Genomic DNA, 24,060 nt, shown 5'->3' on the forward strand with positions numbered 1-24,060 from the left:
GCCAAGTAGAGGTTAAATTAACCCCCTATTTTATCTAGCTAATTCCATAAATGTATCTTCTATAGTAGCTTCTGTTGGCTTTATAACAATATTTTTTAAACCTTTATTTTCTAAATAGTTGTATAAATCTTTTGGATTGAAATTTGAACGTTCATCGGTATAATGCACAAACTCACCAAAAGGATATACGCTATGATTATGCGGATATTTATTTAGGCTTTCTATCAGTTTGTACATATTATCGGTTTTTACATTAAAAATATTTTTCGGATAGTGTTTTACAATTTCTTCAGGAGTATCAATTTGTAAAATTTTCCCATCCTGAATCAGTGCAATCCTATCACACAATGCGGCTTCATCCATGTAAGGTGTTGAAACTAAAATTGTAATACCTTTTTGTTGTAAACGTTTTAGCATTTCCCAAAATTCTTTACGTGAAACAGGATCAACACCAGTTGTTGGTTCATCTAAAAACAACACTTTTGGTTTGTGAATTAGCGCACAGCTCAAAGCTAATTTTTGCTTCATTCCTCCAGATAAATCGCCCGCTCTTCTGTTTTTAAAAGGTTCAATTTGAATGTATATATCCTTAATTAAATCGTAGTTTTCTTCAATTGTAGTTCCAAAAATAGTAGCAAAAAACTCTAAGTTTTCTTCAACGGTTAAATCTTGATATAATGAAAATCTTCCAGGCATATAGCCAACATTGTCTCTAATATTTTTATATTTTTTAATAACATCAAAATTTGCAACGGTTGCTGTACCTTCATCAGCAATAAGAAGTGTTGTTAAAATTCTAAAAATAGTTGTTTTTCCAGCGCCATCAGGACCTATAAGTCCAAATAACTCACCTTCTTTCACTTCAAAAGAAATGTCTTTTACAGCGGTTACACCTTTAAAAGATTTACTAATATGTTGTAGAGAAATACTCATTGTATCAAAACTTAACGATGGTGGTTACATTTATTTAAAATACGTTGAATACTCAGCTAAATGTTTGTTTAACTCGTTATACGTTTTTTTACATTTAAGAATATCTTTTGATGCCAATCCTTCAAAATAATCTTTCATTGGCACAAGGTAATTGTGTAGCTGATTATGCGATTCTCCTTCCATAGTACACGCTGTTATAATAGTGCCAAATTCTTTTTCGAGACTACTTTTTAATTGGGTATAAGCTTCCGAATTTTCTTTTTTAGAGAAATTATCCATCAGTTTTTTCATGTTAGCAATACCTTGAGTTGTTTCTATATTTGCCATCCAAGGGTTTCCATTGTTTAGTTGAATAGAATTTTCACTACTACTGTGTTGCTGTTCTTCAGTTTGCTCTATTTTTTTAGAATCGGCTTCCTTTTTTTCAGACTTGTTTCCACAAGAAATAGTTGTAATTGTAATTAATAGAACAAGTGTTGTTTTGATAATTTTTTTCATGTTATATGTTTGTTAGTTATTGATTATTTGTTGTAATCCACATTTCTGCGGGCATACCAATTTTTAAACTTCCGTCATTTTTTACAGTTACTTTTACGGCATAAACAAGGTTTACACGTTCTTCTTTAGTTTGAATTATTTTAGGGGTAAATTCAGCTTCAGAAGCTATCCAAGTAATTATTCCATCGTAATTTTTCATGGTTTCACCAGCATCAATTTTAACAGTTACGTTTTGTCCAATTTTAATTGAAGCTAATTGAGTTTCACTCACATACACTCGAAGTTCCATAGTGCTTAAATCAGCAATTTTATATAGTGGTTTTCCAAAAGATGTTATTTCGTAAGGTTCGGCATATTTTACTAATACAGTTCCGTTTACTGGATTTGTAATAACGCTTTTTTGTAGTTGATCTTCAAGTTGTTTAACTTGAGCATTGATACTTTTGATTTCATTTATAATAGGTGCATTTTGAGTTTTAACACTTTGTATTTGTTGGTTGATAATATTAATTTGTCCGTTAATATCATCCAATTGTTTTTGTGTTCCAGCATTGCTATTTAATAAATTTTCAATTCTATTTTTAGATATTTCAGCTGTTTTAAGTTGAGCTTCTAAGACATTTATTTGTGATAATACATTTCTAGATTTTGAGTTTATCCCTCGTTTAGATGCTACTAACTGCTCTTTTTTTAATGCTAGTTGTATTGTGTCAATTAAACCTACAACAGTTCCTTTTTGAATTGTTTGCCCTTCTTCAATAGAGAATAGTAATAATTTCCCATTACTTTCTGCTGAAACTACAGTTTCTGTGGCTTCAAAATTTCCGTAACCGTCTGCTTTATTGTTACTGTCATTGCAAGAAATTAAAGTACTTGCAATAACCAACGACCCTAGTATAGTTTTAATAATTTTCATGTGTATGAATTTAGTTTCCTTTAGTTGTTTTATAATTTGTTTTTGCTAATAATAATTCAATTTTATGTGTGCTTAAATTATTTTCAGCTTCGTATAAATTAGTGAGTTCAGTAATATAAGCTGAAGATGTGATAACTCCATTTTTTAATTGAGACTCGGCAGATTTTAATATTTTTTTTCTGAGTTCAATAATGGTTTTATCAGACTCAATAAACGTGGTAATTTTAGCTATTTCAGTTTGTTGTTGGTCTAATTCAATATTGGTGTTTAGTGTAAATATTTCTTGCTGATTGTTTATAATTTCTTTAGTTATTTTTAAAGATTTTTGCTCTTTTTTTCGAGCACTCCAATCAAAAATATTCCAGTTAAGTTTTAGGCCTACCACATAATAGGTTTGAAATGCATTATCTAACATATTTAAACCTGGATTTCCATAACCCCCTGTAGCAAACCCCATTAATTTTGGAGCATTTTTCTTTGCTATAAGTTGTTCAGAAGCGTTAATTTGCTCTTTTTGTAATTGAAACAAATCCAATTCTGGTCTTTTAATTTCAGTATCAACACTTGGTAAAATTGTAGGATTTTCAAGAGATACATTTAGAGAAATATCTTCATCAATTAAAGAAGAGAGTGTTTTTATCAAACTAATTTTATTTTGGTCAATTTCTGTATATTGTTGTTCAATTTTTAGCAGCTCGGCTTCTAAAACTTTATCGGATGTTGGTAGTAAAACACCAAATTTTATACCGGCTTTCACTTCTTTTAATTTTGATACGAGTTGCTTTTTTTTAGCATTTAGCAAAGCCCTTTTTTCTTGTAATAAAATGATAGAGAAATAGAGTTGATTTACTTCTTTTTTAAGTTGGTATAAATTAACTTCAATATTTTTTTGCTGTGCTTTTAATGCAACTTCTTTCACTTTTGTTGAAGCATTAATAAGTCCACCATCATACACCAATTGATTCACAGAGATGGTTGCTTTGTATTGATCTTTGTTAGGAGAAGCTATTGTAACACCAGGGATGGCTATTGGTAATTCTATAACGTCAGATTGATAAGTAGCTTGTGCATCAAAATCTAATTTAGGCAATTTCCCAGTTTTAATAATTTCTTTGTCTAACGTGTTTTGTCTTGCAAACATTTCATATTGTTTTGCAAGAGGGTAATTTTTATTTACTAAAGAATAACACTCGTTTAAACTCAGTTTTTCTTGGCCAAAAGAATTGAGAGTTATACATAGAATTATAAATGTGCTTAATTTTTTCATTTATGTAATTTTTATTGAATTTATAATAAAGTCTGCTACTTCTGTTTTACGTTCTGTCATTAGTTTTTTATAGGCTTTATCATCTACATTTATAAAGCCTTTTAATAGTGGAGCCCCTATAAAAGGGAATATATTTAGAGCCAAAATATTAATAAATAATTGCTCAGCTTTAATGGGTCTAATAATACCTTCGGCAACTTTATCATTCACTTGTTTCTTAAATTTTTCAATATTTGGAAAATGTTTTTCCGCTAGGAGTTTTTGTATAAATTCTGGACTTCTATTTAATTCTTGAATAATAAAATTTGGCAGATATGGGTGCTTAATTACAAATGAAATATAGTTATTACTAAAGCTTCTAATTTTTTCACAAATTGACAAATCAGAATTTATAATCTCATTCAATTGGGGAGCAAGCATAGAAAATGCTTTTTTAAAAACAGCCTCAAAAAGCAATTGCTTACTGCGGTAATAATAATGTAGCATTGCTTTGTTTATTCCTGCCTCATCAGCAATTTCCTGCATACGAGCACCTTCCATACCTTTATGCTGAAAAACACGTTTTGCAGCATTTAAAATTTCAACCTCTGTAGTGTTATTTTTTACCTTATTTGTCATATATCAACTAAATAGTTTAACCAAACGGTTAACAAAAGTAATATCTTTTTTTGAACTGACAAAATAATTGTTACTTTTGCTTTCTGTTACAAAATAAACTACAATGAAAAAAATTCTTAAAGGCTTGCTATTAATAGGGTTGCTAGCTATTGGTTATGTTGCTTATACCTATTACAATAAATTAGATATTATAACAGGTTATGCATCTAAAAATGAAGCTTCTGTAATTTTTTTAGCACATAGAACTCCAGTTTCTGCAGAAAATGAAGATAATAACTTTTCGCCAATTAAGTTAGCAAAAACCACTGTTAATAGCCTAGAAAAATCTGTGACAGCAACCGTTTTTGGCTTAAAAAAAAGAACGGCTGTTTTTAGAGAAGGTTTAGGAGCCGTTTTAATGATTGATGGCGTAAAAGACAGTTTAAAATATGAGATTCCAAAGCGGGATTTTAAGTTTAAAAATTTGCCGTATCCTTATGGAGATAATCCTCAAAAAGACACTATTTTTTCTACGGTTAATTATAGAAGTTTAGACAAAGCAGTTAAAGGTGCTTTTGATAAGAGCGGTGAATACATAAAAAAAACAAGAGCAGTCTTAGTTATTTATAAAGATCAAATTATTGCAGAAAAATATAGCGAAGGTTTTGATAAAAACACACCAATTTTAGGCTGGTCTATGACCAAAAGTATTACTAGCGCAGTACTAGGAGTATTAGAAAAACAAGGTAAAATATCAGTAGATCAAACAAATTTATTCTCAGAATGGGAGCAAGATAAACGCTCAAAAATAACGTTGAATAATTTATTGCACATGAACAGCGGTTTAGAATGGGATGAAGATTATAATAATATATCTGATGTTACAAAAATGTTGTTTTTAGATAAAGACATGTCTAGAATGCAATTGCATAAGCCATTAGTTGGAGAGCCAAACAATAGTTGGAATTATTCATCAGGAACTACCAATTTATTGTCGGGTTTTATTCGTAATCAGTTTAAAACACATCAAGAATATTTAGATTTTTGGTATACAGCGCTAATTGATAAAATTGGAATGCATTCTATGCTAATTGAAACCGATTTAGCAGGTAATTATGTAGGGTCATCATATGGTTGGGCAACACCAAGAGATTGGGTAAAATTTGGATTGTTATACCTGCACAAAGGCAATTGGAACGGAGAACAAATTCTCAATGAATCTTGGGTAAACTACACGGCAACACCTACAAACGGTTCAAATGGCCAATATGGCGCTCACTTTTGGTTAAATGCAGGAGGAGTTTACCCAAATGCACCCAAAGATTTATTTTCGTGTAATGGGTATCAAGGTCAACATGTTTTTATTATTCCATCCAACGATTTGGTTATTGTTAGAATGGGCTTAACAGAAGCTCCTGAATTTGATTTTGATACTTTTTTAAAGGATATTTTGGCTTCTATTAAAAGTAACTAATATTTCTTTTTTAGATGTTTACACTTAACATCCTTTGAATAGGTTGCGTAAAATTAAATACATAATTTTACGCACGTATGAAAGAATAAAATCAATATTGTAAAAAACAATAATTTAATGTGGTGATATTCAAAAACTTACACAAATATTTAAAACTATGTTAAAATATAGATTTATTATTTGATGATAAATATATATTTTAGCATTCCCTCAAGTATAATTAACTAGAAATTACCCCCTTCAGTTTCTAGGTTAATGTATATATGTTTTAAGTAAAAAATACAATCCGTTGAATCTATACCAAATAAATAAGGTTAAATATTATTTTAATTTTATTAGCCCAATAAGTAACAATAAAAAAGACATTACGATTGCTGTATTGTTTGAGTTTGTTTTTATATTTCTCTTTGTGTTTATTTTAAAGCCTTATGTAATTCAAAATCTTTCTGTAATATCAACAATAGAAGTGTCATTTATTTCGGCCTTTATTTTTAGTTTTTTTTCTTGGGTTTATTTTATAAATACAAATAATATTGATTTAAAAAAATGGACTTATAAAAAAGATATTATTAGGTATTTAAAGGTGCTAAGTTTTACGGCAATAATTTTTATGTGTTATGTCTATTACGCATTACATTTTGTATACATTTCGGAAATTACAGTTGATGTAGATAATTTTTTAATTATTGGTTTTTTGTATGTTTTTTTTATTGGTATGTTTTTTTATTTTTTTGCAAAGTTTATGGATTATCTTAAATTTTCAAAGAATCTAACGTTAGATTTATTAACGAAAGAACTAGAAATTGTTGAGCAACCTTCACTTATTTTCTATGGGAAAAATAAAAATGAATTTATTAAAACTAAAGTTAGTAATATTTTATACATACAAACAATAGGACACTATATTAATTTTTTTTAGTTTCTAAAAATGATGGAGAAGTTGAAGTTAAAATAATACGAAATAGCTTTAATAATATTAGTGATAAGTTGAAACAACATAGTAATTTATTTAAATGTCATAGATCTTTTATTGTGAATTTAAATAAAGTAATTAAAATAGAAGGTAATTCGCAATAAGCAACTTTAAAATTAAACAATAACAAGGTAGAAATAATACCCATATCAAGAGTAAACTATAAATACCTTAAAAGAAAGAATGCATTTGGTGAAATTAACTATGCAATTCAAGAAAAAAAACAGTTAGAATTGGTATAAATAACCAAGCGAGGTATTTTCGTAAATTAAAAAATTCAATTTTATATATGGATACAATTATCAAAGTAAATTCTATTGAACAGATACATGAGATGTTAAATTTAGATAAACCAGAGCATCATCTAATTACGGTAATTAATGTTTCCGATTTAGAAATACCACAAGAAATGGTAGGTGTAAAAATTGTAACACACATGTATTGTATTGCTTTAAAAGATGAGCATTGTGGTCTCGAATATGGTAGGAGTAGTTACGATTTTTCAAATGGAGTGTTACTTTTTACAGCACCTCATCAGGCTTTTTCTGCTACAAAACCCTTGACTAAAAATGAAGGAGAAGGATGGCTACTTTTTATTCATCCAGATTTTTTCAAAAAATCATTTTTAGAGAAAAAGATAAGTCAGTATAATTTCTTCGAATACCAAGCTAATGAGGCACTACATCTTTCCAAATCAGAAATAAATTCACTCAATTTTGTAATTTCAAACATTCGAGAAGAATATATTCAAAAGGTTGATTGCCAAAGCCAAAGCATCATTATTTCAAATTTAGAATTACTTCTTAACTATTCGCTTCGTTTTTATGAACGGCAATTTATTGGGAGAAGCATTGATAATCAAGATATTGTAGCTAGGTTTGAGATTATTTTAAAGACCTTTCTAGATGAAAAGTTATTATCTAAAAACGGAATTCCAGATATTTATTATTTTGCAGAAAAAGTTAATCTATCCCCTAACTATTTTAGTGATTTGGTTCTAAGAGTAACTGGAATTCCAGCCAAAACACACATCAATAATCTAGTACTAAGAAAAGCCAAAGAAATGCTATTAGGTAGTAATAAGTCAGTAAGTGAAATCGCCTATTCATTAGGTTTTAATTACCCACATTATTTCTCGCGCTTTTTTAAATTAAAAACAGATATTACACCTAGTAATTACCGAAAGATAAACAATTATATACCTGTTATGCATGTCATATAAAATTTAAAGGAATATTGTTTTCTAATTTTCCAATATTAAAAAATATTGAATAATTTAGGTTTAGGTATCTGTCCTTTTTAATATATGAAATATTTGGATACTTAAGTGTGAAAATTAGCCTGCACAAACATATAAGAATTAGTTAATTCTATAAAAAAATATTTAATCTAAAGAATTCCTTGAGGCTCTGCCTAGGGGGTAGTTCATTAAGTAGTCTTTCGGTAAAAAGTGTTAGTTATTCTAATTTTTGTGTTACTATCAAAATAAATTTAGTATTAGGTTTGCTGTTTATTTGTAATAATGCTTATTTTATGTATCATAGTTTACCGTTTAAGTGAGTAAGTATTAATTTATATCTTTTTAAATCAATGCAATATGCAACAAAGATTACTTTTTAGTATACTACTCTTTATAGTTACATTTCAATTTACGATAGCCCAAAGTACACAGAGCGATTATTTGGTGCGTTCCATCACAGGAGTTTCGGGTTCATCAGTAACTAGTACTCAAAATAATAAAATATTTATCGTTCAACAAAGTGTAGGACAGGCTAGTGTAATAGGTACTTTTAATACTACTAAATATGTCGTACGTCAGGGATTTATACAACCTCATATACTTTCTAAAATTATTAACAATAACATTTCTTTAGATTTAGAAGCTAGCTTTTATCCAAATCCGTTTGTAGAAAGTGTTACTCTAGCATTTGTAGAAAAAATTGAAGGGAAAGTTGAAGTTGCTGTTTTTGATATGCTAGGAAGGTTAGTGTTTTTAAATAGTTATACCGCAGAACAAAATTTAAAAGTGCAATTTCACAACCTCTCAGTGGCCGATTATATTCTAAAAGTAACCGCCAATAATAAGCAATTCGTTAAAAATATTATAAAAAAGTAAACCTCAGTTAAAGGATACTAAAAATATATATAAAAATTACAACCAAACACTAACTCAATTATTTACCGATGAAAAAAATTACTTTATTACTATTAGTACTAGTAGCAACAAGCGCATTTGCACAACAAATTTACATTGAAGGTGGAAAAACGCTAGCATCTTTTGACTATAAAAACTCACAAGGAGATCGTATTGACAATTTACAGGCAACACCACACAGCTTTATGACTGTAGGATACAGAGATCAACTTTTTATAAAAAACCTAAATATATCTTTAGGAACAAGTTACGCTGGCTATGGAGCCATTGGGAGTGATGATGCGGTTGGTAATTATATGGAGTGGGATGTTAATTATTTAGAGTTTAATATAGGGTTAGACTATAAATTGTTTAAAATTAAGAAGGCTCAGTTTTATATAAAAGGAACAGCTTCTATGGCATTTTTTGTTCAAGGAACACAAACTATTAACTATAAGGTAATTGATTTGAAGAGTCAGGATGATTTTGATAAAACTGTATTTGATTTTAGAGCAGGGTTTGGTTTTTTACACCCTATATCCGAAAATTTAGGTTTCTACGTACAATATATGCGCGGAAAAAGTTTAAAATTAAAAGAGGGAACGGCAGTTACTAATGATCAGGAAGAATTAAGATATGTGAGTGATAATATAAGCTTTGGTTTATTGATTAACATATCCAAAAAATAACTAGCAACAGTTCAATTAAAAAATACATTAAAAAAACAACAACCAATTATGAAAAAATCAGTACTATTATTAATATTCATGCTTACCATATTTCAAGGGGTTTCACAAACTAAAGGAATTAGTTATCAAGCTGTTATTTTAAACCCAGAAGCACAGGAAATACCAGGGGTAAATGTACAAGGTAATATATTATCCAACACTACCGTTGGAATCCAATTTACCATTATAGATGCTTCAGGAAATGAAGAGTACCAAGAAAGTCATACTACAAGTACAGATAAGTATGGGATGCTAAACTTATTAATAGGAACAGGGAATCCTACGAGTAGTACTAATTTCTCAGAAATAGTTTGGGATGGAACATCCAAGAAATTAAAAGTTGCTATTGATTTTTCAGGAGGTAGTAATTATTCACTTTTAAGTGAGCAAAACCTTACTTATATGCCACAACCTCCAACAGAACAAGTATCAATTGCAATTGAAACCAATACAGAGGCAATAATTAACGAAATAATAAGAGCGACTGGAGCAGAAGAGCTTAACACTACAGATTTAGCAGCAGAAGTATTAAGGGCAACAACAGCGGAAGGCGTAATCCAATCAGATGTAGATGCAAATCAAACAGCAAGTGAATTAGCAGATGCAACACTAACTACAGATTTAGCAGCAGAAGTGTTAAGAGCAACAACAGCGGAAGGCGTAATTCAATCAGATGTAGATGCAAATCAAACAGCAAGTGAATTAGCAGATGCAACACTAACTACAGATTTAGCAGCAGAAGTGTTAAGAGCAACAACAGCGGAAGGCGTAATTCAATCAGATGTAGATGCAAATCAAACAGCAAGTGAATTAGCAGATGCAACACTAACTACAGATTTAGCAGCAGAAGTGTTAAGAGCAACAACAGCGGAAGGCGTAATTCAATCAGATGTAGATGCAAATCAAACAGCAAGTGAATTAGCAGATGCAACACTAACTACAGATTTAGCAGCAGAAGTGTTAAGAGCAACAACAGCGGAAGGCGTAATTCAATCAGATGTAGATGCAAATCAAACAGCAAGTGAATTAGCAGATGCAACACTAACTACAGATTTAGCAGCAGAAGTATTGAGAGCAACAACAGCAGAAGGTGTAATCCAATCAGATGTAGATGCAAATCAAACAGCAAGTGAATTAGCAGATGCAACACTAACTACAGATTTAGCAGCAGAAGTATTGAGAGCAACAACAGCAGAAGGTGTTAATGCCACTGCAATTTCGACACTGCAAACAGAACAAATAACTCAAAATACTGCTATTGCTGCTAATACCGCTACAATTGGTGAAATAAAGCAAACTATTGCTTTATCTATGCCTAGTGGCTGGGTAAAGCTAGATGGTGCAGCTATTTCTAGTTTAACTAGCACACAGCAAACTGAAGCAGCAAATCTTGGTTTATTTGGAAACTTGCCAAATGCAACAAATGCCTATTTAAGCCAAAACGGTAGTACTTTAGGAAGTGTAAGTGGTAGTAATTCTAAAACCATTGCTCAAAATAACCTCCCTAATGTTACCCTTTCAGGTACAACAAATTCCGCAGGAAATCATAGCCATTATATTTATGGAAATACAAGTGATAACCTTTCATCTGCAGGAGGTAATAGTGATTATGTGCTTTCAAATACTGATGGAGCTGGAGCTGGAGAGTATACAGCTGCTTCAGGAACTCATACACATACTCTAACAACAGTATCTATTAATGGAGGTGTTACACAACAAGCTATGGATATTACACCAACAACGCTAAGTGTGAATACCTATATTTATTTAGGACAGTAACTTGTTTTAATAATTTTGTTGGCCTTAGTTTTGGTAGTAAAACCCTCCTGTATTTTGAGTGCAAAACTTTAATATTACGAAAAAATCTATAAATTGATGAATTAATTAAGAATATTGGAAAGGCTTTTATACTTTAACATTATTAATATATCACTTAATTTGGGTTGTGAAATATCGCTATCAAGTTTTGAAAGGTGATATTCAATTTTGATGTATAGAATTATTAATACAAATTTGTGAAGTAGAAAGAGTTGAAATTCTAAAAGGTGTGATAAGCTTAGACCATATGCATATTGAGTATGCTCACAAAACTAGCCAGTTGTTAGAGAAAAATTTTCACAAGCCTTATTACCAGGGAGTTTAGTATCTCTTTATAGTAAAAATGGTGAAAAGATTGAAAGTATGATTACAGATAAGTATGCATCTTTTAGTTTTAAGATTGATTGTGAAACAGCATATAAAATTGTAGGAACTAAAGAAAATTTCGATCAAGATAGTGAAGAGTTCAAATCATCAAATGAGAAGGGTTTAGAGTTAATTTTAGGATTAACATTGGCTCCTAGCGAGTTTGTTAAAATTAGGGGGCAATTAATGGTGAATATTAAGCCAATTTATTTTGATTTAGATAAGTCAGAAATAAGAAATGATGCGGCAATAGAACTTGAAAAAGTGGTAAAAATAATGCAAAATATCCAGAGCTTAAGATTGATTTAGGTTCACATACAGATAGTAGAGCGCCTGACACTTACAATTATAAACTATCAGAAAAAAGAGCTAAATCAACTATAAATTGGATTGTTGAAAAAGGGATTGAACCTTCGAGAATTACAGGTAAAGGATACGGTGAAACAAAACTTGTAAATAAATGCTCTAATGGCGTACGCTGCACAGAGGCAGAACACCAGTTAAATAGAAGGACTGAATTTATTATTGTAAATCCAGAAGCTATTAAACAATAATTAGTATTTTAAAAATAGGAATAAAAAATGTTACTTTTTAGTGGCATTTTTTGATTAATATAATATTAAGTACCTTGTACTCAGATTGTTTTATAAAAAATTTGTAAATTATTTTTTGTAAAATAAAGAAGACCTAAGAATTATTGTTTGTTAATGTAATTTTGTATAAAAAACAGATATAAAGTATATGTATATCTTTCATCTCAAAAATAGATATAAAGTAAAATATTGTTTTTTGTTTTTCGTATCAGTATTATTCTTTTTATTTGGAGGAAATGTTATTGCTCAAAATTATGAATTGGTTACTGTAACAGGTGTTTTTTCTGGAAATGAAACGGATGATACGATGTTTAAAGCAACTTCACCTACAATTCCTACTTTAGCATATATTAGAGCTCAAAGAATAGCAGGCCCTCAAAGTGGTGTTTTTACTCAAAGTGGAGATAATATTAGGTATACTGCAATTTCAAAAATAGCTGGAATCCCAGGCAATTTAAGTAAAATTCGTTTTTCATTCTTACAGTCAGATAAGAGGAGTTTAATTCCTCCAAATGATTTTAGATTCGTTATAAATGATATAGATGGACCAAACAATGAAGCATTGGCTACAAATTGTAGTGCTAATGTTCGTTTTGTTGGCACAGCAAATCCCACAAATTTAAAAATAGACAATAATCCCCCAGATTTAAATGCTGTTGGAACAGCTGATGAAAATGAAGGTTCTACTAGTAGAGTAATGTTTGAGTTTGATAATATTTCTATAGTTGAATTTGATAATTACGCAAATGATGGTTATTTAAAAGATTTTGATTTAGATGACGATTACCCTATTGCAACACCCTTGTTTGTAGAATGCTTAAATAGTTTTATTGACCATATTGATTTAGACAATCAAGAATATAGAAAAATTGATTTTTCAATGGAGTTTAAAAATATCAATGGAAAGTTAATTATAAATACAAATCCAATATATTTTGATAGAGACAAATACAATATTAGAGAAGATGCTATAACTGAATTGGGAAAAGTATTAAAAATTATGAATAAATACCCTAAAATAATTATTGAGTTACAATCACATACAGATTCAAGAGCTTCAGATACTTATAATATGGAATTATCAGAAAATAGAGCTAAAGCATCTATTGATTGGATTATAAATAAAGGTATTGATTCAACTAGAATAATGGGAAAAGGATTTGGTGAAACAAAATTAGTAAATAAGTGTTCAAATGGCGTTAAATGTAGCGAAACAGAACATCAATTAAATAGAAGAACAGAATTTATTGTTTTAAATCCTGAGGTTCTAAAACAACTATAAATGTATTCTTTACAATTCAAACCCTAGGTTAACTCCTAAATTTTTGGCAATTAATTTGGTAATTCTAGATTTTAATTGTGGTATCTTAATTTTTTCTACCACATCATTTCCAAAAGCAAATAATAACAATGCTTTTGCCTCTTTTTTAGGAATTCCTCTAGATTGCAAGTAAAATAAAGCACTTTCATCTAATTGCCCAATAGTACAACCATGTGAGCATTTTACATCATCAGCAAAAATTTCTAACTGAGGTTTAGCATTAATTGTTGCGCCATTATCAACTAATATATTGTTGTTTTGTTGAAATGCATTCGTTTTTTGTGCGGCTTGTTGTACAAGTACTTTTCCATTGAAAACACCAGTAGATTTATCGGCATAAATACCTTTGTACAATTCATGACTCTCACAGTTTGGATATTTATGGTTTACCAATGTGTGATTATCAACATGTTGCTTGTTATTTAAAATTGAGATTCCGTTTAGGTTAGAAGTTATATATTCACCCTCGTGTTGAAATTCTAAATTATTCCGTATTAATTTTCCACCAAAAGAGTATGTATTAATTGTGGCAATACTTTGCCGTTTTTGAGAAATAAAAGTATGATCAAATAAAGAAGAATTTGAGGTGTCATTCTGAATTTTATAATAATCTACAATGGCTCTTTTATGAGTAAAAATTTCAGTAACAACATTAGTTAATGTTGTGTTTTTTGATAAATTTTGATGACGTTCAATAATTTGAACATGAGAGTTTTCACCTACAATAATTAAATTTCTTGGTTGAAGAATCACTTCCTTTTCACTTCCTGTTGAAAAATTTATAATTTGAATTGGTTTTGGAACAATAGTATTTTTAGGAATATTAATAAAAGCACCTTCTTTTGTAAATGCGGTATTTAATTCAGATAAGCTATTATTATTTTTAGCAATGGTATTAAAATAATTATCAATTACCATTTTATATTTGGGTTTTGTTAATGCTGAAGATAAAACACAAATATCGCATTCATCATGCGTGGTGGTAGATAAAAAAGAGCTAAACACCCCATCAATAAAAATTAATTTGTAAGATTCTATTTCATTAATTAAGTATTCTTCTACATTTTTAAACCCAATAGATTTTTCAGTTGTAGGGAAAAGATTAAAATCATTTTTTAACAATGATTTCAGATTTGTATATTTCCATTCTTCATCTTTTTTTGTAGGAAACCCTAAAACTTCAAAATTGTGAATTGCTTCTTTCCGAATAGTGTGTACGTTTGAATCTAAATCTAATCCTCCTTTATTTTCAAAGGCCAAAAAAGAAGAAACTAATTTTTCTTTTAACTCCATAGTGCTATTATTTTAACCAATCGTATCCTTTTTTTTCTAATTCAAGAGCCAATTCTTTTCCTCCTGACTTTACTATTTTCCCATTGTGTAAAACATGCACAAAATCTGGAACAACATAATCAAGTAATCGTTGGTAATGTGTTATTAGTAAAACAGCATTATCTTTGTTCTTTAATTTATTTACTCCATTTGCTACCACTTTTAAAGCATCAATATCTAAACCAGAATCCGTTTCATCTAAAATTGCCAACTTTGGCTCTAACATAGCCATTTGAAATATTTCATTACGTTTTTTTTCACCACCTGAAAAGCCTTCATTTAAAGAACGTGATAAGAATTTACGATCTAATTCTAGCAAATCTGCTTTTTCACGAATTAATTTCAGCATATTTTTTGCAGGTAATTCTTCCAATCCATTTGCTTTTCGAGTTTCATTAACAGCGGTTTTAATAAAGTTGGTAACGGTAACTCCCGGTATTTCAACAGGATATTGAAATGATAAAAATATACCTTTATGAGCTCTCTCTTCAGGCGCTAAATCAGCTAAGTCTAGGTTGTCTAATACAACAGAACCTTCTGTTACTTCAAACTCTTCTTTTCCAGCGATTACAGCTGATAGTGTGCTTTTTCCTGAACCATTAGGCCCCATAATAGCATGAACTTCCCCAGCTTTTATTTCAAGATTTATTCCTTTTAAAATCTCTTTGTCATTAATACCTGCGTGTAAATTTTTTATTTGTAACATTTTAATTTTTGTTGATTTGTGTATTTGCTTAATATTTTTACACAATTAAACTTATAAACGATTAAATAGGTTAAATTTTAAATTTTAACCAACAGACCCTTCTAAACTTATTTCTAATAATTTTTGTGCTTCCACAGCAAATTCCATAGGTAATTTATTAAGCACATCTTTACCAAATCCATTCACAATTAATGCAATAGCTTTTTCAGTATTTATACCTCGTTGATTGCAATAAAATAATTGATCTTCTCCAATTTTACTTGTGGTTGCCTCGTGTTCTATTTGTGCTGTGTTATTTTTACACTCTATGTAGGGGAAAGTATGTGCTCCACATAAATCTCCCATGAGTAAAGAATCACATTGTGAAAAATTCCTAGCATTGTTAGCTCTTGCTCCAACCTGTACTAATCCTCTATATGAGTTTTGTGATTTTCCTGCTGAAATTCCTTTTGAAATAATGGTGCTTTTAGTATTATTTCCTAAGTGAATCATTTTTGTACCAGTATCGGCCTGCTGATAATTGTTGGTAACAGCAATAGAATAAAACTCACCTACTGAATTATCACCTTTTAAGATGCAGCTTGGATATTTCCAGGTAATTGCACTACCAGTTTCAACTTGTGTCCAAGAAATTTTAGCATTTTTTTCACATAAACCACGTTTAGTTACAAAATTGTAAACACCACCTTTTCCTTCAGCATCTCCAGGGTACCAGTTTTGTACAGTTGAGTATTTTATTTCTGCGTCATCCAATGCAATTAACTCAACAACAGCAGCATGCAATTGATTTTCATCACGTGCCGGCGCAGTACAACCTTCCAAATAACTAACATAGCTTCCTTTATCTGCTACTAATAATGTACGTTCAAATTGACCAGTTCCACCTTCATTAATTCTAAAATAGGTCGATAATTCCATAGGGCAAGTAACACCTTTTGGAATATAACAAAAAGAGCCATCAGAAAATACAGCTGAATTTAATGCTGCATAAAAGTTATCAGTTTTAGGAACAATAGTCCCTAAATATTTTTTTACTAGTTCAGGGTGTTCTTGAATTGCTTCAGAAATAGGCATAAAAATAATACCCTTTTCATTCAGTGTTTTTTTAAAAGAGGTAGCAACAGAAACAGAATCTATAACAATATCAACAGCTACGTTTGATAAGCGTTTTTGCTCATCAATTGAAATTCCTAGTTTCTCAAATGTTTTTAATAATTCAGGATCAACCTGATCTAAACTGTCTAATTTCGGTTTTTGAATAGGTGCTGAGTAGTAACTAATATCTTGAAATGAAGGTTTTTTATAAGTTACATTTGCCCAATCTGGCTCTTCCATTTCTTTCCAAATACGAAAAGCGTCTAAACGCCATTCAGTCATCCAACTAGGTTCATTTTTCTTTTTTGAAATTGCTATTACAACATCTTCATTTAAACCTACCGGAAATTTATCTGCTTCAATATCAGTGTAAAAACCATATTCATATTCCTTGTTCTCAAGGTCTTTTTTTAAATCGTCTTCAGTAAATTTATTCATTTCAATAATTTAAGAATTAAAAATTATAATGAAAAACTCTCACCACATCCGCAGGTTCTTTGAGCATTAGGATTGTTAAACACAAATCCAGTTCCATTTAGCCCACCAGAATATTCTAAAGTAGTACCAATTAAATATAAAAAGCTTTTTTTATCAACAATAATTTTTATAGAGTTGTCTTCAAAAACCTTATCATCTTCTTTTTTAGCTTTATCAAAAGTTAACGCGTATGAAAGCCCTGAACATCCTCCACTTTTAACACCAACTCTAACAAAATCTATAGCAGGATTAAAACCATCATCATTCATAAGCTCTAATACTTTCTTTTTTGCTATGTCTGAAACTTTTATCATAGTATTCTTAATATAGATTAATTCTAAATAAGTGCAAATATAAGTACAAATTATGGTTTTAAAAACCTTTTTGATATGAATAAATGGAATAGTGTTATAGATGTTACTTATAAACTTTTATCTTTGCAAGATGATTGAAGATAAAAACAAATCGCTTACAAGCATCTCAGAATTAGGAGAATTCGGATTGATAAATCACTTAACAAAGAACTTTAAAATTCAACATAAATCTACCATAAAAGGCGTGGGTGATGATGCAGCTGTTTTAAATATAACAAAGAAACAAATTTTGGTTACTACAGATTTGTTGATTGAAGGTGTACACTTTGATTTGAGTTATATGCCTTTAAAACATTTGGGTTATAAAGCGGTAATGGTAAATTTATCAGATGTATACGCAATGAATGGTGATGCAACTCAAATAACGGTATCAATTGCTGTTTCAAATCGTTTTTCTTTAGAAGCTTTAGAAGAACTATACGAAGGCATTCATTTAGCTTGTAAATCATATGGAATAGATTTAGTAGGAGGAGACACAACATCTTCAACCAAAGGTTTGTTAATTAGCATTACAGCAATTGGAGAAGTTAAAAAAGAAGATGTAGTGTACAGAAATACGGCAAAAGAAAGTGATTTACTGGTTGTTACAGGTGATTTAGGAGCAGCATATTTAGGCTTGCAAGTTTTAGAACGTGAAAAACAAGTTTTTGAGGTAAATCCAAATTCACAACCAGATTTAACAAATTACAGCTATTTAATTGAACGGCAATTAAAACCTGAAGCTCGAAAAGATATTGTAAAATTATTGAAAGATTTAGATGTAAAACCAACGGCTATGATTGATATTTCTGACGGACTTTCTTCTGAAATTTTACACATTTGTACCCAATCTAAAGTTGGATGTGATTTGTATGAAGAAAAAATTCCTTTAGACCCTCAAGTAATTTCAACCTGTGAAGAATTTGATTTAAACAGTACAACCATAGCATTAAGTGGAGGTGAAGATTATGAATTGTTGTTTACTATTTCGCAAAAAGATTTCCTAAAAATAAAAGCAAATCCACACCTAACAGTTATTGGCCATATTACTGAAGAGAATATGGGTGTAAATTTAGTAACTAGAGCCAATCAAAAAATAAAATTAACGGCGCAAGGTTGGAATGCTTTAAAAGGAGATTAATTAATAACACAAGTTCACAAAATTTTGTAATGCTTTGGTTACCTCTAATTTATTTTCAATGTAGCTCATATGTCCATCAGGAAATTCAACTACGTTTACTTTAGTATTTTTAGTTTGTTTAATTAAACTTGCATACTCTAGTGCAGGATCTTGTTTTCCAATAATTAGTTGAATTGGAAAGGTGTTAATTTTATAAATTGAAGTATAGTCTCTTCTTATTTTCATCCCTTCTAAAGAAGCTACAATTCCTTGAGGTAACATTTTTAAAGCCTCTTTGGTTATTTGTTGTATTTCTGAAGTAAAAATTTTGCTGTTTTTATTCGAAAAAAGGAATGGAATTGCAAGTTTTACAAAGGTTTTGTGATTTTGTTTAACGGCTTTAATAGCTCTGTCTCTATTTATTTTTTTCTCTTCAGTATCTGGTAAAGCAGAAGAATTCATTAGGCAAAGTCCTTTTACACTTTTTGGATATAAATGTGTAAAAGCAAGAGACACATAACCACCCATACTATGCCCAATTAAAATATATTTTCTGAGGTGTAGGTGAGCTAAAACCGCTTTTACCATGTTAGCTTGGTCTTCCATGGTATGAATATAACCACGGTTTTCAGTTTTACCATGACCAAGTAAATCAACACAAATAACTCTATATTGTTTTGAAAGATTATTGGCAATTTCTGTCCACATAGTACTATTTTCTAAAAAACCATGTAATAAAACAACAACCCTTCCTTTCCCTAAAGATGTATAATGAACATTGATTTTTTTATAAAGGAAAAACATATATTAAAATAGCATTTATTATTGCCTATTTTTTAATCCTTTAATTGCTGAGAATGCCTTGTCAACTACTTCATCTTCTACTAAAATTGTAAATTCGTTAGTTGTTGAAACTACTTCGTATAAGGCAATTCCTTCCCAGGCTAATCGTTTAAAAAACTGATAATATAAACCTGCAATTTTTGTATTTTCTTTTGGCAAACCAATGGTTATAGCAGATAAGTGATCTTTAAAAGTGGTACAATTTTCATTTTTATAACTTTCTTCAATTTGTTCTTTTAAAGAAGTAGTAATTAGTACATTACTTTCATGTACACCACGGGTAAAAGTATAAAATAAATGATTGTGTTTTTTTATAACTTCTAGCATTTTTAGGTGGCTATGTATTAAAGTTGCGGAGTTTCTAAAAGTATAATCAGAAAGATTAGAGCGAACTGTAATATCTCCTAAATTTTGTAGTATTTTATTTAATTTAATTTTATTAGCCATTTCCTTTGGAGGACTGTACCTTCTCAATGCCATCATTATGGCTCCCGATTTTACAGGTTTTCGTAACATTTTAGAGATAGGTTCTTTAAGTTCTTCTGATAATGCGCTGTAATTTAAAATGTTACGATTTAAAGCATCTTCTAAAAAAGGTTGAGAAATTAATATTTCTTCAACACAAGTAGCTATAGTTTTCATTTTGTTAAATAGTTAACAGTTAGTGCAAAATTAGTTTATAATTTTCAAATAATAACATTAAGTTGAAAAATGATTCTAAATTTACACATTTAAAAGACATAATGAAAGTTTTAAAATTTGGAGGAACATCGGTTGGTTCTTCAGAAAACATAAAGAGAGTAAAAAAAATAATCTCGAATGAGGGTAGTAAAATTATTGTGCTTTCTGCAATGTCAGGTACTACAAATACGTTAGTTGAAATTTCTGAGCAAATAAAAGATGGAAATATTTTAGAAGCAACTCAAAATATTGACAAGTTATATGCAAAATACGTGCAAGTTTTAGACGAATTAATAGTTGAGGCTGATTTAAAGAAAGACACTACAAATTATATTAAAATAATTTTTAAATTTTTAAAAGAATGCACTTCTAAAAAATATTCCGAAGCATTATACAACAAAATTGTTTCACAAGGAGAATTGCTTTCAACGTATATTTTTACAAAATATTTAACTCAAGAAGGTGTAAATGCAAGGTTATTGCCTGCGCTAGATTTTATGAGGATTGACAAGGCAAAAGACCCAGATGAATTTTATATTCAACAAAGTTTACAACGCGTAATTAAAGAAACATTACCCGTTGATATTTATATAACACAAGGCTTTATTTGCTTGGATGGTTATGGTAAAATAGCCAATTTACAGCGAGGAGGAAGTGATTATACAGCCACAATAATAGGAGCGGCAATTGGGGCTGAGGAAGTTCAAATTTGGACAGATATTGATGGGATGCATAATAACGACCCAAGATTTGTTGAAAATACACATGCCATTTCAAATTTATCGTTTGATGAGGCTGCTGAGTTGGCGTATTTTGGAGCTAAAATACTACATCCGCAAACGGTAATGCCGGTGCGGAAAGCGAATATTCCAGTTCGTTTAAAAAATACGATGAATCCAGAATCTTATGGAACTTTAATTTCAAAGGACTTTAAGGGAGAGGGTATTAAAGCTATTGCAGCAAAAGATAACATAACAGCTATTAAAATTAAATCGGCACGTATGTTGTTAGCTCATGGTTTTTTAAAAAAGGTATTTGAAATTTTTGAGAAATACGAAACGTCAATAGATATGATTACAACATCAGAAATAGCAGTTTCTTTAACTATTGATGATGAAAAAAACTTAAATTTAATTGTTGAAGAATTGGAAAAATTTTCAATAGTTGAGGTTGATAATAACCAGAGTATTATTTGTTTGGTTGGACATTTAGTGGTGAGGCATCATGAAACACATAGGTTATTTAGGTTATTACAAGATATTTCTATTAGGATGATTTCTTATGGAGGAAGTAATAATAATATTTCACTTTTGGTAGCTACAAATGATAAAATACAAGCTTTAAAACTCTTAAACACATATATTTTCGATTACGAAATTGCTTAAATTACTATGAATTAAATTATTTGGTTAATAGAAAACTCGAAGTGTAAACTTCGAGTTTTTGTTTATAATTTAAGAGTTCATCAAATCTTCAATTTCTTCAATTTCAATTGGAATATTTTGCATTAAGTTAATTGGTTCTCCAGTTTTTTGAACTACAACATCATCTTCTATTCTAATTCCCATATTTTCCTCAGGAATATAAATTCCAGGTTCAACAGTAAATACCATGTTTGCTTTCATAGGTAATTTAAGTTGACCGTAATCATGTGTGTCTAATCCCATATGATGAGAAGTCCCGTGCATAAAGTATTTTTTATAAGCAGGCCAATTAGGGTCTTCATTTTGAATGTCAACTTTATCAATTAATCCCAAGCCTAACAATTCAGCAGACATCAATTTTCCAACTTCCTTTTGATAGTCGGCCCATAAAACGCCAGGAGTAAGCATTTTAGTGGCTGCTTTTTTAACTCTTAAAACAGCATTATAAACTGCTTTTTGCCTATCAGAAAAACGACCATTTACTGGTATTGTACGTGTCATGTCACTTGAATAATTTGCGTATTTTGCTCCTACATCAAGTAACAACATATCTCCATCTTTACACGCTTTGTTATTTTCAATATAATGTAAAATACAAGCGCTGTAACCTGAAGCAATGATAGGAGTGTATGCAAAACCATCAGAGCGATTTTTTAGAAACTCATGCATAAATTCAGCTTCAATTTCAAATTCCATAATTCCGGGTTTTACAAAAGGTAGAATTCTTCTAAATCCTTTATTTGTAATATCACAAGCGTGTTGTATTATTTCAATTTCTTCAGGTTCTTTAACACCTCTAAGTTGTTGTAATATTTGATTGCTTTTTTCCCATTTATGCGCAGGGTATTTAGTTTTGCACATTTTAATAAATCTGTCTTCACGTGATTCCAACTCTTCAGCTTGGCGATAATGTTCATTGGTGTTAAAATAAATGGTATCTGCTTCGGTCATTAAATCATAAAAAACTTTATCAAATTCTGAAAGCCAATAAATAGTTTTAATTCCAGACACTTTAGCAGCTTCTTCTTTAGAATATTTGGCTCCGTACCAAATAGCAATATGTTCATTGGTTTCGGTTAAAAATAAAATTTCTCTATGTTTGGGGTCAATTGCATCAGGAAAAAGTAATAATATACTCTCTTCTTGGTCAGCTCCGCTTAAGTAAAAAATATCACGGTGTTGTTCAAATGGAAGTGTGCTATCAGCTCCAGTTGTAAAAATATCGTTTGAATTAAAAACAGCAATTGATTTTGACTTCATTTGAGCAGTGAATTTTGCTCTGTTTTTTATAAAAAGTTGATTGTTAATAGGATTGTATTTCATGTGTTTAAATTTTTAAAAAGAACGTATCTTGAAATAAGATGATAGGATTTTTTTTATCACAAATTTCATTATTCAAATTTCATAGTAAATAATTAACAACAAAGTTATAAATTTGCCTCAAATCAAAATATAAAAACAATATTATTTATGCGTAAGTTAATTGTATTTCTACTTTTAGTCTCTTTTTCAAAGTTAATGTTCTCACAAAATAAGCCAGCATACAAATTATACAATGCAAAAGGAAATAAAATTTCTTATAAAAGTATGATAAAAAAAATGGAGAAAGCAGATATTGTTTTATTTGGAGAATACCATGATAACCCAATTGTACACTGGTTGCAATTAGAAGCAACGGTAGATTTAAGCAAAACAAGGAAACTTACACTAGGTGCTGAAATGTTTGAAGCAGATAATCAAATAGCTTTAAATGATTACCTAATAGATAGTATTAATCAAAAAGGATTAGATACAATGGCAAGGCTATGGAGAAATTATAAAACAGACTATAAACCATTGGTTGATTTTGCGAAAGAAAATAAACTAGCCTTTATAGCAACAAATACACCGCGTAGATATGCAAGAAAGGTGTATATAAACGGATTTGAAGTGCTAGATAGTATTACTGATAGTGAAAAATTATGGATTGCTCCTTTGCCTATTAAATATGATTCAACATTACCTGGCTATGTAAAATTTAAAGAAATGTTAGGAAATCATGCTACTGAAAACTCTCCGAAAGCGCAAGCTTTAAAAGATGCAACAATGGCCTATTTTATTCTTAAAAACAAAAAGGATAACAAATTATTTTTACATTATAATGGCTCGTATCACTCTGATGATTATGAAGGTATTAATTGGTATTTAAAATTACAAAATAAACATTTAAAAATTATTACGGTAAGTGTTGTTGAACAAGAGAATGTTAAAAAGTTAGATAATGAAAATAAATTAAAAGCAGATTTCATTATTGTTGTTCCTTCAACAATGACTAAAACTTATTAATAAATAATTTTAAAATAGTTTTTTACCTAAAACACTCTTAAATGTTAATTATTTATTAAATTCGAACTTACTATTAATTAAAAAAA

23 protein-coding genes and 2 pseudogenes are annotated in these 24,060 nt (G+C 29.8%); 13 read left to right on the forward strand and 12 right to left on the reverse strand.

Annotation, left to right across the window (positions count from 1 at the left end):
- Nucleotides 1-30 precede the first annotated feature (30 nt).
- From Lupro_RS09360 to Lupro_RS09380, 5 genes are read right to left on the reverse strand one after another with little or no spacing between them, the layout of a single operon-like run.
- Nucleotides 31-933 carry an ABC transporter ATP-binding protein gene (locus Lupro_RS09360; protein ID WP_068209212.1) on the reverse strand — a complete coding sequence of 301 codons (903 nt, stop codon included), beginning with the start codon at nt 931-933 and terminating at the stop codon, nt 31-33.
- Between the two features lie 30 nt (nt 934-963).
- Nucleotides 964-1,431, reverse strand: a complete 468-nt coding sequence (locus tag Lupro_RS09365) for a hypothetical protein (RefSeq protein ID WP_068209215.1) — start codon at nt 1,429-1,431, stop codon at nt 964-966.
- A gap of 16 nt (nt 1,432-1,447) precedes the next feature.
- Complete coding sequence (locus Lupro_RS09370; RefSeq protein WP_068209218.1) at nt 1,448-2,347, reverse strand: HlyD family secretion protein; 900 nt, start codon at nt 2,345-2,347, stop codon at nt 1,448-1,450.
- 10 nt (nt 2,348-2,357) lie between these two features.
- A complete protein-coding gene (locus Lupro_RS09375; RefSeq protein ID WP_068209221.1) occupies nt 2,358-3,614 on the reverse strand; it encodes a TolC family protein in 1,257 nt (418 codons plus the stop codon).
- Nucleotides 3,615-4,232, reverse strand: coding sequence for a TetR/AcrR family transcriptional regulator (locus tag Lupro_RS09380; protein ID WP_068209224.1), 618 nt, complete (start codon nt 4,230-4,232; stop codon nt 3,615-3,617).
- A 103-nt stretch (nt 4,233-4,335) separates the two neighbouring features.
- Between Lupro_RS09380 and Lupro_RS09385 the strand changes: the two genes are divergently transcribed.
- From Lupro_RS09385 to Lupro_RS09420, 10 genes and pseudogenes are all read left to right on the forward strand, one after another.
- Nucleotides 4,336-5,685, forward strand: a complete 1,350-nt coding sequence (locus Lupro_RS09385) for a serine hydrolase domain-containing protein (protein ID WP_068209227.1) — start codon at nt 4,336-4,338, stop codon at nt 5,683-5,685.
- 409 nt (nt 5,686-6,094) lie between these two features.
- Nucleotides 6,095-6,604, forward strand: coding sequence for a hypothetical protein (locus Lupro_RS09390; RefSeq protein ID WP_068209230.1), 510 nt, complete (start codon nt 6,095-6,097; stop codon nt 6,602-6,604).
- Nucleotides 6,605-6,639: 35 nt separating this feature from the next.
- Nucleotides 6,640-6,762, forward strand: coding sequence for a LytTR family transcriptional regulator DNA-binding domain-containing protein (locus Lupro_RS13955; protein WP_227807504.1), 123 nt, complete (start codon nt 6,640-6,642; stop codon nt 6,760-6,762).
- Nucleotides 6,763-6,947: 185 nt separating this feature from the next.
- Complete coding sequence (locus tag Lupro_RS09395) at nt 6,948-7,880, forward strand: helix-turn-helix domain-containing protein (protein ID WP_068209233.1); 933 nt, start codon at nt 6,948-6,950, stop codon at nt 7,878-7,880.
- A gap of 375 nt (nt 7,881-8,255) precedes the next feature.
- On the forward strand, nt 8,256-8,774 hold the full coding sequence (locus tag Lupro_RS09400) for a T9SS type A sorting domain-containing protein (RefSeq protein ID WP_068209236.1): 519 nt from the start codon (nt 8,256-8,258) through the stop codon (nt 8,772-8,774).
- Nucleotides 8,775-8,842: 68 nt separating this feature from the next.
- Nucleotides 8,843-9,481, forward strand: coding sequence for an outer membrane beta-barrel protein (locus Lupro_RS09405; protein ID WP_068209239.1), 639 nt, complete (start codon nt 8,843-8,845; stop codon nt 9,479-9,481).
- 48 nt (nt 9,482-9,529) lie between these two features.
- A complete protein-coding gene (locus Lupro_RS09410) occupies nt 9,530-11,299 on the forward strand; it encodes a hypothetical protein (RefSeq protein ID WP_068209242.1) in 1,770 nt (589 codons plus the stop codon).
- 142 nt (nt 11,300-11,441) lie between these two features.
- Nucleotides 11,442-11,510 (forward strand): annotated as a pseudogene (locus Lupro_RS13960) (transposase); the annotation flags it as partial.
- Nucleotides 11,511-11,899: 389 nt separating this feature from the next.
- A pseudogene (locus tag Lupro_RS13750) lies at nt 11,900-12,258 on the forward strand (OmpA family protein); the annotation flags it as partial.
- A 235-nt stretch (nt 12,259-12,493) separates the two neighbouring features.
- Nucleotides 12,494-13,579 (forward strand): OmpA family protein, encoded by a 1,086-nt coding sequence (locus Lupro_RS09420; RefSeq protein WP_227807437.1) that lies wholly within the window; start codon nt 12,494-12,496, stop codon nt 13,577-13,579.
- 9 nt (nt 13,580-13,588) lie between these two features.
- On the opposite strand, the gene sufD is transcribed toward Lupro_RS09420, so the two are convergent.
- The 4 genes from sufD to Lupro_RS09440 all read right to left on the reverse strand — a co-directional run bounded on the left by sufD (nt 13,589) and on the right by Lupro_RS09440 (nt 17,542).
- Nucleotides 13,589-14,911 (reverse strand): Fe-S cluster assembly protein SufD, encoded by a 1,323-nt coding sequence (sufD, locus tag Lupro_RS09425; RefSeq protein WP_068209251.1) that lies wholly within the window; start codon nt 14,909-14,911, stop codon nt 13,589-13,591.
- A 7-nt stretch (nt 14,912-14,918) separates the two neighbouring features.
- Nucleotides 14,919-15,656: a Fe-S cluster assembly ATPase SufC gene (sufC, locus tag Lupro_RS09430; RefSeq protein WP_068211561.1), complete on the reverse strand. Its 738-nt coding sequence runs from the start codon at nt 15,654-15,656 to the stop codon at nt 14,919-14,921.
- Nucleotides 15,657-15,740: 84 nt separating this feature from the next.
- A complete protein-coding gene (gene sufB, locus Lupro_RS09435; protein ID WP_068209255.1) occupies nt 15,741-17,189 on the reverse strand; it encodes a Fe-S cluster assembly protein SufB in 1,449 nt (482 codons plus the stop codon).
- Nucleotides 17,190-17,212: 23 nt separating this feature from the next.
- Nucleotides 17,213-17,542 carry a HesB/IscA family protein gene (locus Lupro_RS09440; protein ID WP_068209258.1) on the reverse strand — a complete coding sequence of 110 codons (330 nt, stop codon included), beginning with the start codon at nt 17,540-17,542 and terminating at the stop codon, nt 17,213-17,215.
- A 130-nt stretch (nt 17,543-17,672) separates the two neighbouring features.
- Between Lupro_RS09440 and thiL the strand changes: the two genes are divergently transcribed.
- Nucleotides 17,673-18,722, forward strand: coding sequence for a thiamine-phosphate kinase (gene thiL, locus Lupro_RS09445; RefSeq protein WP_068209261.1), 1,050 nt, complete (start codon nt 17,673-17,675; stop codon nt 18,720-18,722).
- Here thiL and Lupro_RS09450 read toward each other — a convergent pair whose 3' ends face one another.
- Nucleotides 18,723-19,505 carry an alpha/beta fold hydrolase gene (locus tag Lupro_RS09450; RefSeq protein ID WP_068209263.1) on the reverse strand — a complete coding sequence of 261 codons (783 nt, stop codon included), beginning with the start codon at nt 19,503-19,505 and terminating at the stop codon, nt 18,723-18,725.
- A gap of 18 nt (nt 19,506-19,523) precedes the next feature.
- Nucleotides 19,524-20,186: a hypothetical protein gene (locus Lupro_RS09455; protein ID WP_068209266.1), complete on the reverse strand. Its 663-nt coding sequence runs from the start codon at nt 20,184-20,186 to the stop codon at nt 19,524-19,526.
- A 101-nt stretch (nt 20,187-20,287) separates the two neighbouring features.
- On the opposite strand from Lupro_RS09455, the gene Lupro_RS09460 reads away from it, so the two are divergent.
- Nucleotides 20,288-21,610, forward strand: coding sequence for an aspartate kinase (locus Lupro_RS09460; RefSeq protein WP_068209270.1), 1,323 nt, complete (start codon nt 20,288-20,290; stop codon nt 21,608-21,610).
- Nucleotides 21,611-21,679: 69 nt separating this feature from the next.
- Here Lupro_RS09460 and Lupro_RS09465 read toward each other — a convergent pair whose 3' ends face one another.
- Nucleotides 21,680-22,972 carry an aminopeptidase P family protein gene (locus Lupro_RS09465; protein ID WP_068209273.1) on the reverse strand — a complete coding sequence of 431 codons (1,293 nt, stop codon included), beginning with the start codon at nt 22,970-22,972 and terminating at the stop codon, nt 21,680-21,682.
- Nucleotides 22,973-23,119: 147 nt separating this feature from the next.
- On the opposite strand from Lupro_RS09465, the gene Lupro_RS09470 reads away from it, so the two are divergent.
- The gene (locus Lupro_RS09470) at nt 23,120-23,974 is read left to right on the forward strand and encodes a ChaN family lipoprotein (protein ID WP_068209276.1); all 855 of its coding nucleotides are present in this window, start codon (nt 23,120-23,122) and stop codon (nt 23,972-23,974) included.
- Nucleotides 23,975-24,060 lie beyond the last annotated feature (86 nt).

Source organism: Lutibacter profundi, from assembly GCF_001543325.1.
Classification (GTDB): domain Bacteria; phylum Bacteroidota; class Bacteroidia; order Flavobacteriales; family Flavobacteriaceae; genus Lutibacter; species Lutibacter profundi.